The sequence below is a fragment of the Streptosporangium lutulentum genome, assembly GCF_030811455.1.
Taxonomy (GTDB): Bacteria; Actinomycetota; Actinomycetes; order Streptosporangiales; family Streptosporangiaceae; genus Streptosporangium; species Streptosporangium lutulentum.
Genome location: NZ_JAUSQU010000001.1, coordinates 2098818 through 2111322 on the forward strand (window position 1 = coordinate 2098818; position 12505 = coordinate 2111322).

Annotated in this window: 14 protein-coding genes; 5 read left to right on the forward strand and 9 right to left on the reverse strand. The window is 70.1% G+C overall.

Going from position 1 to position 12505, the window contains the following annotated elements; genetic code table 11:
• Positions 1 to 13: 13 nt before the first annotated feature.
• The 4 genes from J2853_RS08830 to J2853_RS08845 form a co-directional block, all read right to left on the reverse strand.
• Complete coding sequence (locus J2853_RS08830; RefSeq protein WP_307556487.1) at positions 14 to 580, reverse strand: transposase; 567 nt, start codon at positions 578 to 580, stop codon at positions 14 to 16.
• Positions 581 to 714: 134 nt separating this feature from the next.
• Positions 715 to 1287 carry a hypothetical protein gene (locus J2853_RS08835; protein WP_307556488.1) on the reverse strand — a complete coding sequence of 191 codons (573 nt, stop codon included), beginning with the start codon at positions 1285 to 1287 and terminating at the stop codon, positions 715 to 717.
• Between the two features lie 13 nt (positions 1288 to 1300).
• A complete protein-coding gene (locus tag J2853_RS08840) occupies positions 1301 to 1837 on the reverse strand; it encodes a DUF3289 family protein (RefSeq protein WP_307556489.1) in 537 nt (178 codons plus the stop codon).
• An 886-nt stretch (positions 1838 to 2723) separates the two neighbouring features.
• Positions 2724 to 3170: an Lrp/AsnC family transcriptional regulator gene (locus J2853_RS08845; protein WP_307556490.1), complete on the reverse strand. Its 447-nt coding sequence runs from the start codon at positions 3168 to 3170 to the stop codon at positions 2724 to 2726.
• A 250-nt stretch (positions 3171 to 3420) separates the two neighbouring features.
• Here J2853_RS08845 and J2853_RS08850 point away from each other — a divergent pair, with 250 nt between their 5' ends.
• Positions 3421 to 3846, forward strand: coding sequence for a nucleoside deaminase (locus J2853_RS08850; RefSeq protein WP_307556491.1), 426 nt, complete (start codon positions 3421 to 3423; stop codon positions 3844 to 3846).
• Between the two features lie 37 nt (positions 3847 to 3883).
• Here J2853_RS08850 and J2853_RS08855 read toward each other — a convergent pair whose 3' ends face one another.
• From J2853_RS08855 to J2853_RS08865, 3 genes are all read right to left on the reverse strand, one after another.
• Entirely contained in the window at positions 3884 to 4774 is an 891-nt protein-coding gene (locus J2853_RS08855) for an aminoglycoside phosphotransferase family protein (protein WP_307556492.1), read from the reverse strand.
• A gap of 122 nt (positions 4775 to 4896) precedes the next feature.
• The gene (locus tag J2853_RS08860; protein ID WP_307556493.1) at positions 4897 to 5622 is read right to left on the reverse strand and encodes a hypothetical protein; all 726 of its coding nucleotides are present in this window, start codon (positions 5620 to 5622) and stop codon (positions 4897 to 4899) included.
• Positions 5619 to 5993 carry a hypothetical protein gene (locus tag J2853_RS08865; RefSeq protein ID WP_307556494.1) on the reverse strand — a complete coding sequence of 125 codons (375 nt, stop codon included), beginning with the start codon at positions 5991 to 5993 and terminating at the stop codon, positions 5619 to 5621. Before J2853_RS08865 ends, J2853_RS08860 begins: the two co-directional genes overlap by 4 nt.
• A gap of 183 nt (positions 5994 to 6176) precedes the next feature.
• Between J2853_RS08865 and J2853_RS08870 the strand changes: the two genes are divergently transcribed.
• The 4 genes from J2853_RS08870 (at position 6177) to J2853_RS08885 (ending at position 10597) form a co-directional block, all read left to right on the forward strand.
• Positions 6177 to 6845: a response regulator transcription factor gene (locus J2853_RS08870; RefSeq protein WP_307556495.1), complete on the forward strand. Its 669-nt coding sequence runs from the start codon at positions 6177 to 6179 to the stop codon at positions 6843 to 6845.
• Complete coding sequence (locus tag J2853_RS08875; protein WP_307556496.1) at positions 6838 to 8871, forward strand: sensor histidine kinase; 2034 nt, start codon at positions 6838 to 6840, stop codon at positions 8869 to 8871. The genes J2853_RS08870 and J2853_RS08875 overlap by 8 nt, the downstream gene beginning before the upstream one ends.
• A gap of 81 nt (positions 8872 to 8952) precedes the next feature.
• A complete protein-coding gene (locus J2853_RS08880) occupies positions 8953 to 9951 on the forward strand; it encodes a dihydroxyacetone kinase subunit DhaK (protein WP_307556497.1) in 999 nt (332 codons plus the stop codon).
• 13 nt (positions 9952 to 9964) lie between these two features.
• Positions 9965 to 10597 (forward strand): DAK2 domain-containing protein, encoded by a 633-nt coding sequence (locus tag J2853_RS08885; RefSeq protein WP_307556498.1) that lies wholly within the window; start codon positions 9965 to 9967, stop codon positions 10595 to 10597.
• A 24-nt stretch (positions 10598 to 10621) separates the two neighbouring features.
• Here the strand turns inward: J2853_RS08885 and J2853_RS08890 are convergent, their stop codons facing one another.
• Together J2853_RS08890 and J2853_RS08895 are read right to left on the reverse strand one after the other, a co-directional pair.
• Entirely contained in the window at positions 10622 to 11275 is a 654-nt protein-coding gene (locus tag J2853_RS08890) for an MOSC domain-containing protein (protein ID WP_307556499.1), read from the reverse strand.
• Positions 11276 to 11354: 79 nt separating this feature from the next.
• Positions 11355 to 12317, reverse strand: coding sequence for a threo-3-hydroxy-L-aspartate ammonia-lyase (locus tag J2853_RS08895; protein WP_307556500.1), 963 nt, complete (start codon positions 12315 to 12317; stop codon positions 11355 to 11357).
• Positions 12318 to 12505: the final 188 nt, after the last annotated feature.

Below are 12505 nucleotides of genomic sequence, written 5' to 3' on the forward strand. Positions count from 1 at the left end.
CCGATGGAGAACCTCAGGCAACCCGGGCGAGTCCTCCGCCCGAAGGCCGGTTAACAGAGATGCGGTTCAGCCACGAGGAGTTGGTCGGGGTGTAGGCGATCTCGACGTTGTTGGCCTCGGCCCAGTCCGCTACCCTGCGGCACCGCTTGGTGGTCAGGTGCGGGGAGTAGGTGTCGCACACGATCGCCAGGCGGACGTTTGGCGGGTAGAGGGTCCGCAGGTAACGGTAGAACTCCAGGAACTTCGACCGGTTCTTGGTCTTCTTGATGTGCCCGTAGAGCTTGTCCCTGGCCAGGTCATAGGCAGCGAACAGGTGCCGCACCCCGTGGGGGCGGGTGTAGGTCGCGCGGCGTCTCGGTCGGGGTTCGCGGTCGGGGTCCTTGTGCGTGCCGCCGCGTTCGGCCCACTGGCGTCCCGGATGCGGCTGGAGGTTCAGCGGCCCAAACTCGTCCATGCAGAACACCACCTCCGGTTCGCCTTTCTCGGGTATGACCTCGCCATCGGCGATCGCGTGCAGGTGCTCGACACGAGCCTTCTTGGCCGGGTAGTCCGGGTCGTGGGAGGTCTTCCAGGTCTTCACCCGTTGAAAGGTGACGCCTGCCGGGTCGCTATCGCAGATAACCGCGTGAAGTCAGCAGCTCCCCGAGGAATTCCACCCCGCCCCGTAGGGAGTGCGGCCCGAACACGCCAGAGACGGCCCGAGCGCCGGGCCTCCTACGGGAACTGCTTCACCTCGCGGCCGATGTCGTCGATCGGGCCGAGGATCGTCCAGCCGGGCCCGAGGGGGCGGGTGGAGCGGAAGCCGTGGGCGTCCGCGTACTCCTCGGCCTCCTCCGCGGTGTCCTCGGGTGCGCGCATGATCGTGTAGCGCGGGGGGTCCTCGTGGTAGAAGCGGTAGAACGTGCGGCCCTCGTCCTTGGGCTGGTAGAGGATCACGCTGACGCCCCAGAGGGCGTCGTACACCTTCTGGTCGCGCGGGGGCGTCGTCGTGCACGTGTCGGAGGGGCGGCCGGGCTCGCGGACGCAGGTCCGGTACCCGCTCCAGTCGATGCGTTCGGCGCGGGGGTGTTCCGCGATCAGCTTCCGCATCCGGGCGTCGGCCCGGGCGAAGGCGTCCTCGCGGCGGTCGTACTCCTGCTGCAGCCGGTTGAAGCGCTGCTCGTCGAAGCCGCTGCCGAAGTGGGCCTCCAGGCCCGCGAGGACGGCGACCCACCAGGCCAGGTACCCGGCCGTCACGACGAGCAGCGTGACGACCAGGACCCGGCCCGGCGAGCGCCTGTGGGGCATCAGGTCGGCGAGGTCAGAACGTGCCGCTGATGGGGATCTCGATGTCCGCCTGCGCGATCGGCGTGGGGTATTTCCCGTCGAACCGGTCATAGTGCTGGAGCGTAAACCAGTCGATGAAGCCGTGCTCCGTGATCTCGTCGTCCGGGTCGAGACCGAAGTGGTCGTAGGAGTGGAAGACGAGCTTGCCGGAGAAGGAGTTGCCCTCGACCTTGTAGTCCTTCAGCGCGATCGTGTGGCCGTGGAACTGGTGGATCGCGATGGAGAGGGCGCGCTGGGCCGGTACTGCGTTCGCGTCGACAGTGCCATCGACCTGTCCACGGCGATAGTGCAGGTCACCCTGAGGGACGACCTCAACAAAACCTACGGAGCCTGGACAGCGCCGCGTGCCGAATGCAGCAACGCGGCCAACACCGTCATGGTCGCTGTCAACACCCCAGATACCCCCTTCGCAGCCGCCGACTCCGCGTTCTTTCTGACCATCCCCTAGGTCTGACCAGATCGCCGCGGTGTCGGCCTCACAACGTGGCCCACCGCGGCGCAGGACGTGCACGAGGACTCGCTTCCCCCGATGCTCCGCGCGTAAGCACACGACCCCTTCCTAACGTATTCCGGCCGCGCCCCCGTGGGGTCATCATGGTCCGGCTATCGCAGACACTCGGCAGTTATCTGCGATAGATCGTCACAGAGCGTACAAGCGCACGATCCAGTTCCGATGTTCCTCACACCCCTTACACGGCTATTCAGGTGTTGAGCGTTCTGCGGTATGGGATTGGGAGCACTGATCCCAACGGTCGATCAACGTCATCACTCCGTATAGACCTGCCACCACCGATCTGCCAGTGCTCGGGTTACTTCGGCGTCGTACTGATCGGCGTCGAAGTGAAACGTCGGGGGGGCGCACATGATCAACGGGTACCTGCCAATCGGACCACTCGACGATGCCAGCGTGACGCTGTACGAACACCGACAGGTAGCCGCAGCATCCGCCCGTGCACGCAGGTTCCCCCAGCACTACGCGTCGCCCCTCGCCGGTTGCCCAGAACGGACTGTGACCGTCGGCAGGCGGCGCCTTCTCCGCAAGCGGGCCGCGGCCTCCCTCGCCGACCGCCTCTGCCGGCACTTCCTCGCCGTCGACCCAGAGCTGCAGTTGGGCGGCCCATCGGGGCCCCGGTGGCAACGCGCTGACTTCAAGCCGATTGAACACCCGAGCACCCTACGTGGGAACTGGCCGCCGCAGGTCCGCTCCTACAGCCGAATGTGGGCGGCTGGCCAAATACAAGCCCATGTCACAGAGGGCGAACGTTGCCTGATGCGGCATTAGGTCTGCCATTTCATGTGGCGTCGTCCGATGTGAAGCCGCCCGGTTCCGGCCCTGTCGTCCCGGCGGGCGGTGATGATCGGTCGGGACCGGCCGCCTCGCGCACGGGGTGCCCCGGCTAAGGCCCCTGGGGTCCGCGATAGGACAGCGTCTGGCTGTAGACGAGGTTGGTGGTGGTGCTGCCGAACTGGGCCAGCTCGTCGATGAGCTGTTCGAGGTGGGCCATGGAGGTCGCGGCCACCTTCAGCAGGTAGCAGTCGTCGCCGGTGGTTCGCAGGCACTCCAGGATCTCGGAGCGCTCGTCGAGCAGCTGGTGCAGTGGCTGGTGCCGGTTGCCGGGGTATTTGAGGCGCACCACGGCGAGCACGGCGTAACCGACCTTCGTCAGGTCGACGGTGGCGTGGTAGCCGGTGATGACGCCCGCCGCCTCCAGCCGCTTGACCCGCTCGGTCGTCGCGGAGGCGCTGAGGCTCACCCGCCGCCCCAGCTCGGTGAGCGGGATGCGGCCGTCTCGCTGGACCTCGACCAGGATTGACCAGTCGGTCGCGTCAAGACTCTCGGTCATTCGGCCAAGATACCGGCAGATTCACGACTTATCGTCCTTTGTGCCGAGAGGACTCTCTTCCGGTCAGGGGCGGGCGCTGGATAGCGTGAAGCGGTGCGGGCGGGCGCGAACGGGCCCGCACCGCCGGGTAGGGACGGGGAGAGGACCGCCCAGGTCCTTCGGCCGAAGACCCGTGCCACCCGGAAGACGGCGAGGCGGACACCCGCCCTCCTTCGCCAGGCACACCCACTCACACACGAACGGAGCGACCATGACACCCGACGACGAGAACCACCTCCGCAGAGCCATCGAGCTCGCCGCCAAGGCGCGCGCGACCGGAGACGCGCCGTTCGGATCGCTGCTGGTGGGCCCGGACGGCGCCGTACTCGCCGAAGACCACAACACGGTCCTCAGCGACGGCGACATCAGCGCCCATCCCGAGCTGAAGCTGGCCAGATGGGCGGCTCGCGAACTCGATCCCGGCGTCGCGGCCGCCACCACCATGTACACCAGCTGCCAGCCCTGCGGCATGTGCGCGGGTGCCATCGAACGGTCCGGCCTCGGTCGCGTCGTGTTCGCGCTCTCCAATGAGCAGTTCGCGACTCTCAAACCGGGGGGCGGCTGGCCGCACGTGCCCCAGGAGGGCCCCGCGCTGTTCGAGGAGGCGCGCGTCCCGATCGACGGCTACTACAGGTGACCACCGCGGCTCAGGCCCCGGTGGTGACCGGCGCGCCTCAGCCCTCCCCGCCCGCCAAGCGCAGGAGGAACCGGGTTTCCCGGTCGAGCGGGCCGCGGTTCAACCGGGGGACGGCGATGAGGGCGGCCGTCGCCCGGCACCAGCCCATGAGCCGGTCGGCGTTCACCTCCGGGTTCAGCGCGGCGAGGCGGGCGATGTTCTCCTCCAGGTCGTGAAGTTCGGTGACGTGGTCGAGAACCCAGTCGACGCCGTCGAACGTGGGATCGCCGACGCTGGGCCGCGGGTCGATCACGACGAAGCCGTGGCCGTGGCTGACGAGAACGTTTCCGGGGTGCAGGTCGCCGTGGACCAGCCCGGCCGGGCCGCCGGAGGCCAGGGCGAGCGCGGCGGCGCGATGACGATCGAGGAGATCGCGGTCGAGGTGCCGCTCCGCCGGATTTCCCCGCCATCGGCCGAGGGTCAGGTCGAAGATGAAGTCGACGCGCTGCCGGAGGGTGGGCAGCTCCACGTCGGGGACATCGGCCAGGCGGAGCGAGCGGAGAAGCAGCGCGACGTCCTCGATCGGCAGCCGGTCGACCCGGGTGCCGGGTTCCACGGCGGCCAGCAGCAGCGATCCCGACGTGTCGTCGGAGTCGATCAAACGGACCACGTGAGGACTGTCCTCCCATGCCCGGAGCGCGGACGCCTCGGTGATGCCGATCTCCGGCTCGGGAGTGAGCTTGAGAAAGGCCGGGACGCCGCCGGCCCGCCGTACGTGGAAGGTCCGTGAGGTGTTGCCCGCCGTGACGGCGGCGACGATCTCCAGGTCCCAGCGCCGGGCGAGCCTTTCCAGAAGCGCGGGCAGGGCGGCGAACCAGTCGTGGAAACCAGGCCCGAACCGGCTGACGAGCCTGGTCTCGGTGGCCGGATCGAGGGTCAGATCGAGCATGCGCCAGTGTCGCACACGCCCTGGGACCTCTGAGGGCACCCCGTCGCGGGCCGTGGAACGAGCCGGTCGCCTGCCCGCCCTCAGGCGACCGGTTCGTTCCCGGGCGTTCGGCGGGGGCGAACCTAGCCCGCCACCGCGCCCTCCCGTGGGGAACGGGAGGTTTCAAGGGCGGGGAGTTCCCACGCGTCGTTCGGGGTGCGCAGCACCCGGACCCCGAGGAATCCCATGCCCAGCGCGGTGAGTCCCCAGGCGGTGAAATCCAGCCACGGGACGGCGAGGGCGGTCGCCACGAAATGCAGGGGCTGCGAGATCGTCAGCATCACCGCCGCCCACCGTGGCATGAGCCTGGCCCGGAAGGCCAGGATTCCGAGCAGCACCGTGCCGACGATGTGGCCCACCACGAAGACGAGGACCGGGATCGCGCTCAGGGCGAAGATCTCGTCGCTCAGCCGGGTGACGGCCGGCGGATCCAGGCCGATGCCGGTCGCGGCGAGCACGGCGTAGTCTCCCGCTCCGAGCACGGTCATGCCGAGATAGCCGGGGATCAGGAAGGCGGCGGCCCAGGCGGTCAGGGCGGGACGATACCGGCGCCCCAGGTGCAGCGCCGTGTACGCTCCGGGCAGGAGGGTGAACAGCGCCGGAAGACCGAGAAGCAGCGCGAGTCGCTGCGCGTCGAGGTTCGCGGCGACCTCGGCCCCGATATCGCCGGACGCTCCCGGCATGACGAGCCGGATCACGGCCACGCAGGCGGGACCCACCGGCATGAGGACCGCGGACACCACCCGGCCCAGTGCGCGCGCGTCACGCCGGGTCCGTGCGGGAACCCCCGGCGGCGTCTGGCCGCTCATCGCTGAGACCTCGACCCCGCGAACAGGAGCACGGCCACGATGAGGGACAGGACGATCCCGACCGCGGCCGCCACGATCCACTCGGCGGGAACGCCGGGGACGAAGAACGCCGGCAGCCCGGTCAGCGCGGAGAGCACGCACGTCACGACCACGACGACGCGGGCCCACGCCGCACCGCCCCAGGCGAACGGGACGGCGGCGAGCGAGAGCACGCTGAGCACGATGTTCACGACCGGCACGACGGGATCGTCGGCGAACTGCGGCACCGAGGTGACGATGCCGCCGACGGCGAGCACCGCCGCGAGGACGAGCCCGACGCGGGCGGGGACGGGGGCGCGGTGTGCGGCTGTGCCGGGAACGGCGGTGGACATGACGGTTCTCCTCTGACCGATGCGGATGCGGCTGGGCCGCGTATGAGTGCCACCCTCGTTTTTCCGGGGCCGGGCCACATGGGGCGGACGCCCTTTCTCGCGGCTCCCGGCCCGGGATTTCTCCCGGTGTCGATAGGGCTACGACCCCAGTCGAATCGCCGATCCGGCCCTCATAATCAGGTCATGATTTTTAGGGAGGCGGACGGCCGCGCGGCGATTCGGGTGCTCCTGGTCGACGATCACCCGGTCGTCCGCCGAGGGCTCGCCGCGCTGCTCGGCACCCTGCCGGGGATCGAGGTCGTCGCGCAGGCGGGCACCGGTCAGGAGGCCGTACGCGAGGCCGCGCTGAACCGTCCCGATGTCGTCGTCATGGACCTGCGCATGCCGTCCATGGACGGGGTGCAGGCGACCCGCCACATCGTGCGGGACCATCCCGCCACCGCTGTCCTCGTGCTCACGATGTTCCACGAGGACGCTCTCGTCGCCGAGGCCCTGCACGCCGGTGCCCGCGGGTACCTGCTGAAGACGGCGGAGCAGGACGAGATCGAGCGCGCCATCCGCGCCGTCGCCGCGGGAGACGCGATCTTCAGCAGCGCCGTCGCGGGACGGGTGCTCGGGCGGATCACGCCGGCACGCGACACCCCCGTACTGCCACAGGTGTCGCCGCGCGAGCGGGAGGTGCTCGATCTCGTCGCCACGGGCGCCACGAACGCCGCCATCGCCGACCGGTTGAAGCTCTCGCCGAAAACCGTCGGCAACCACATCTCGGCGATCTTCCTCAAGCTGGGCGTGACCTCACGGGCGGAGGCCATCGTGATCGCCAAGGACGCCGGGCTCGGTCGCCGTGACTGACGCCGTCGAGCCCGTGCCGATCGCGGGAGAGGCCACCCGTCCCACCCGGCTGTGGGTGGGCGTCATCGCGGCGGCCGGGGTCGTGCTCGCCGTCTCGGCGGTCGTGCTCGCCGTCGTCGCCGGCACCGGGTGGCGGACCTTCGTCTCCTCCTACACCCTGACCAATCTTGTCATCGGGCTCGGCTTCCTCGCCTCGGGCGCGGTCACCTCGTGGTTCCGCTCGCGCAACGTCATCGGACTCCTGTCGCTGGTGTCGGCGTTCGGACATCTGACGACCGCGGCCACGACGATGCTCATGCTGCTCGCTCTCCAGGAGGACTGGCCGTCCCCGGTCGTCCGCACCCTGTCGACCGTGTCGACGGGAGCCTGGCAGATCGGCCTCACCTGGCTGTTCAACCTCGCCCTCCTGCTCTTCCCCGACGGGCGCCTGCCGAGCAGGCGCTGGCTTCCGCTGGTCTGGGCCGTCATGGTCAGTGGCGCCTACCAACTGGTGACCGGGGTGCTCTCCGGCGGCTCGGTGCTGGGAGGCTCCGCGGAGACCACGTCGATCCTCTCCGTCGGGCTGGCCGTACCCGAGCCGATCAGCGCCGTGATGGACCTCGTCGGCACCGTGGCCGAACTGCTGGTGATCGGCACGCTCGTGCTCCGCTACCGCCGCGGCGACGAACGCACCCGCCGTCAACTGCTCTGGCTGATCCTGGCCCTGCTGGCCATGCTCGTGCTCAACACGCAGCGCTGGATCACCGGTGACGGGCCGATCCTGTTCCTGCTGTCGTTCGCACTCATCCCGATCGCGATCGGGATCGCGATCGTCCGGTACGAGCTGTTCGACATCCGGCTCGTCCTTTCGAGGGCGCTGCTCTACGGCCTGGTCCTGTCGGTGATCGTCGCGGTGTACGCCGGGATCGTCGCCGGATTCTCGCTGCTCGTGCCGGCGGACGCCGAGCGCGGCGTGGCGATCGGCGCGGCGATCGTCGTGGCGATCTGTTTCACCCCGCTGCGCCTGCTGCTGCAGCGGATGATCGACCGGGCGTTCTACGGCACGCGATCCGATCCGGTGCAGACGGCCTGGCGGGCCGGTGAGCGGCTGCGCCACGACGACGACCTGACCGGGGTGCTCGATCGCACCCGCACCGCCCTGCGGCTTCCGTGGATCGCGTTGCGCCGGAAGCCCGACGGTGAGGATCTCGCGGTGGCCGGTGCCCCGCCCGATTCGGCGTCCATCGAGATCGCGCTCAGCTACCGCGGTGATGTGGTCGGGGCCCTCGTCGTGGGACTGCGCCGCGGTGAGTCGCGGCTGCACGACGCCGACCGGCGCACGCTCGAACTCATCGGAACCCCGCTCGCGGTCGCGTTGCACGCCACCGCGCTGAGCGAGCAGATCCGGCTCGCCCGCACCGCGACCGTCGAAGCCGGTGCGGCCGAGCGGGTGCGGCTGCAGCGCGAGCTCCACGACGGTCTCGGTCCGACCCTGACCAGCATCGCCTTCCGCGCCGACGCGGCCTCGAACCTCATCCGCTCGGACGCGGACGGGGCGGGCCACCTGCTCGGCGAGGTGAGAGGTGATCTCCGCGCCGCGATCGACTCCGTCCGCCGCGTCGTCTACGGGCTGCATCCCATCGAACTCGACGACCTGGGGCTGGTCGGCGCGCTGAGCCAGAAGGTGACGGAACTCTCCGATCAGACGCGCGGGGGGATCTCCATGGAGCTGGAGGCGTCCCAGTACCTTCCCGCGCTTTCCCCCGCGATCGAGCTGGCCGCCTACCGCATCGCGAACGAGGCGCTCACGAACGTGCTCCGGCACTCCGACGCGCGCCGCTGCCTGATCACCGTTTCGATCGACGGTGAGCTCGTCGTCACCGTCCGTGACGACGGCAGCGCCCCGCCCGCCTGGAACCCCGGGGTGGGCCTGCGTTCGATCTCGGACCGCGCCGAGGAACTCGGCGGATCCGCCACCGCCGGACCGGCCGCCGGCGGCTGGGAGGTGAGCGCCCGCCTGCCCCTGCACCCGGATCCCGTGGCCTGAAAGCCGGGCCGCAGGGCCGGGGAAGCCTTGAAACGCAGGGTGGTTATGGTGGAACAGAGCGACGATCGAGGAGGACCTCGGATGAAGAAGCTCATAAACGACCCCCATGATTTCGTCGACGAGGTCGTCGACGGGTTGCTGCTCGCCCACCCCGACCGCCTGCGAGCCGCGAGCGAGAGCCGCAGGGCGCTGGTGCGTGCCGACGCGCCGGTCGCCGGGCATGTCGGCATCGTCACCGGTGGTGGCTCGGGCCACCTGCCGGCCTTCCTGGGTTACGTCGGAAGAGGGCTGTGCAGTGGTGTCGCGGTGGGCAACGTCTTCTCCTCACCGTCGGCGGAGCAGATGTATGAGGCGACCAAGGCCGTCGACGGGGGCGCCGGCGTTCTCTACCTGTACGGCAACTACGTCGGCGACTCACTCAACTTCGACCTCGCCGCCGACATGGCCGACCTCGACGGCATCCCGACGCGTACGGTCCGGATCACCGACGACGCGTTGAGCGCACCGCCCGAGCGCGGCACCGAACGACGCGGGGTCGCGGGCATGGTCTTCGCGTTCAAGATCGCGGGCGCCGCGGCCGAACGCGGCGACTCCCTCGAAAAAGTGTCCGAGCTGGCCCAGCGCGCGGTCGACAACACCCGCTCCGCCGGGGTCGGGCTCTCGCCGACGATCCTGCCCGAGGCGGGCAGGCCCACCTTCCAGCTCGCCGACGGCGAGATGGAGATCGGGATCGGCATCCACGGCGAACCGGGATCACGCCGCGGCCCGCTCGAAACCGCGGACGAGGTGGCCGGGACCCTGCTCTCGGTCGTCCTGGACGATCTCCGGCTCGGGGCGGACGAGCGGGTCGCGGTCCTCGTCAACGGCCTGGGCGCCACTCCCCTGGAGGAGCTGTACCTGATCTACCGCCGCGTCCACAACGCTCTCGCGGACAAGGGGATCGGCGTGCATCGCCCCTACATCGGCGAATACGCGACGAGCCTCGAAATGGCCGGCGCGTCGGTCACGGTGCTGCGTCTCGACGACGAGCTGACCGAGCTGCTCGACGCTCCGGCTGATTCCCCGTTCTTCCGGCAGTGAGGGGAGGGCTGTGATGAGTACTCTCACCGTTCCCGAGGTCAGCGCCATCCTCGACCGGGCCCTGCGGTCACTGGCCGGGCGGCGTGACCGTCTACGCGATCTCGACGCGGCGGTCGGGGACGGAGACCTCGGCATCACCGTCGACAAAGGCGCGGCCGCGATCCGGGCCGCGCTGGCCGAGACGCCGCCGGACACGCTCGGCGCGTTGCTGCGAACCGCCGGTGCGGCGTTCGCCGGCGGCAATCCGTCGACGATGGCCGCGCTGGTGGGCACCGGCCTTCTCGCCGCGGCGAAGGAGGTGGACGGTGAGCGCGAGCTGAGCCCTGAGATCGCGGTACGGATCGGGGACGCCGCTCAACGGCGTATCGCGGAACGAGGAAAGGCCGCGCCGGGCGACAAGACCGTGCTCGACGCACTCGCTCCGAGTGTGGACGCGCTGCGGGAGGCGGGGGAGGGCGAACGCCTGGAGGCGATGATCGCGGCGGCCCGCGAGGGGATCGAGGCGACGACGGACCAGCCCGCTCGCCGGGGGAGGGCGGCGTGGGTCGGTGAACGGGGCACCGGTCACCCGGACCCCGGCGCCACCGCGTACCTGCTGTTCCTTGAGGACCTGCTGGCGGCGGTGACGGAGGGGGCGCCGCGGTAGAGGGCGATCCCCCGGAACCGGCGTCTACGCGCCGGTGCGACGGCGGACCATCTCCTTGCTCTCCTCCGGCAGCGCGTCGGCGACCAGCAGCCGGGGCAGCAGGTGCGGTTCCAGCGTCATCGCCCGGAAGGAGAGCGCGACGGTCACGTCGTGGCCGGGCCGGTGCACGATCTCGACCGGGTCGGCGGCGCTGATCTCGCCGGGCTCGATCACGCGCAGATACGCGCCCGGCCGTGCGGCCTGCGTGAACCGCTTGATCCAGCCTCCACGCTCCAGCCAGCCCTGGAACGTCGCGCAGGGGAGGCGGGCGCACGACACCTCCAGGACAACCTCCGGCCCGATCCGCCAGCGCTCGCCGATCAGGGCGTCGTTGACGTCCAGCCCCAGGGTCGTGAGGTTCTCCCCGAAGGCTCCGTTCGGGAGCGGGCCGCCCAACTCGGCCTCCCACCCGTCGAGATCCTCGCGGGCATAGGCGTAGACGGCCTGGTCGGAGCCGCCGTGGTGCTTCACGTCATAGACCCGGTCACCGGCGAGGCCGACCGCGCCGGTGCCCTTGGGGCCGGGGGCGGTGACGGCGACCGGGCCCTCGACGGGCCGCTTGTCGATGCCCGTCAGGCTCGGCCCCCCCTTCCACGGGTTGGGGCGAGGCCGGCCGATGTTGACGGAGAGCAGCTTCATGGTGACAACGGTACGTTCTGCCCCTCACTCGGGGGAAATGGTTCTTGGTCGTCCCCGGCCTCGTCGCGCGGCCGGGCGGTCACGAGGCGATCAGTGACGCGAAGCGGTCGAGGTCGATGTTGCCGCCGCTGATGATCACACCGATCCGTTGCCCGCGCAGCGGGGCGGCGAGGTTGCGGGCGGCGGCGAAACCGAGGCATCCGGTGGGCTCGACGACCATTTTCATGACGGATCCGAAGATCCGCATGCATTCGACGAGTTCGGTGTCGGCGACGGTGAGGATGTCGTTGACGTCGCGGCGGATGATGTCGAACGTGTGGGTGCCGAGATACTGGGTCTGAGCTCCGTCGGCGATGGTCTGCGGGGTGTCGATGCGGACGATGGAGCCCTGGCGCAGGGACCGCCGGCCGTCGTCGCCGGCTTCGGGTTCGACGCCGTACACCTCGCACCCGGGCGACAGCGCCCTGGCCGACAGAGCCGTTCCGGAGAGCAGCCCGCCGCCGCCCAGGGGCACGAAGAGCGCGTCGAGGTCGCCGACCTCGTCGAACAGCTCCATGGCGGCGGTGCCCTGGCCGGCGATCACGTCGGGGTGGTCGTAGGGCGGGATCAGGGTGAGGCCGCGCTCGGCGGCCAGCGCGCGGCCGATCTCCTCCCGGTCCTCGGTGTAGCGGTCGTAGACGACGACCTCGCCGCCGTAGCCCTTGGTCGCGGCCATCTTCGCGGCCGGCGCGTCGTGGGGCATGACGACCGTGGCCGGGATGTCCAGCAGCCGGGCGGCCAGGGCGATCGCCTGGGCGTGGTTGCCCGAGGAGTAGGCGACCACGCCGGCGCGTCGCTGCTCGGCGGTGAACCGCGACAGGGCGTTGAACGCGCCGCGAAACTTGAAGGCGCCCATGCGCTGGAAGTTCTCGCACTTGAACACCACGTCGGCGCCGAGGTGCTCGTTGACCCGGCGTGAGCGCAACACCGGGGTGCGGTGGGCGTGCGACGCGATGCGGGCGGCAGCGCTCTTGACGTCGTCGTAGGTCGGTGACTGGGGCATTGGCCTTACTCTCCTCGGTTGATCCACCCGGCGCGACAGCCGGGCCGCCACGGGCGGCCGGAGTGTCGAACCGCCGTCGGCCGAACGCCTCGACCGATCACGAAGACGACGAACGTCCGAGGCCGACGCCCATGCCGCGGGGTGACCCGGACCATCAGGTCTACCGGCAGGACGAGGGCCACGACAAA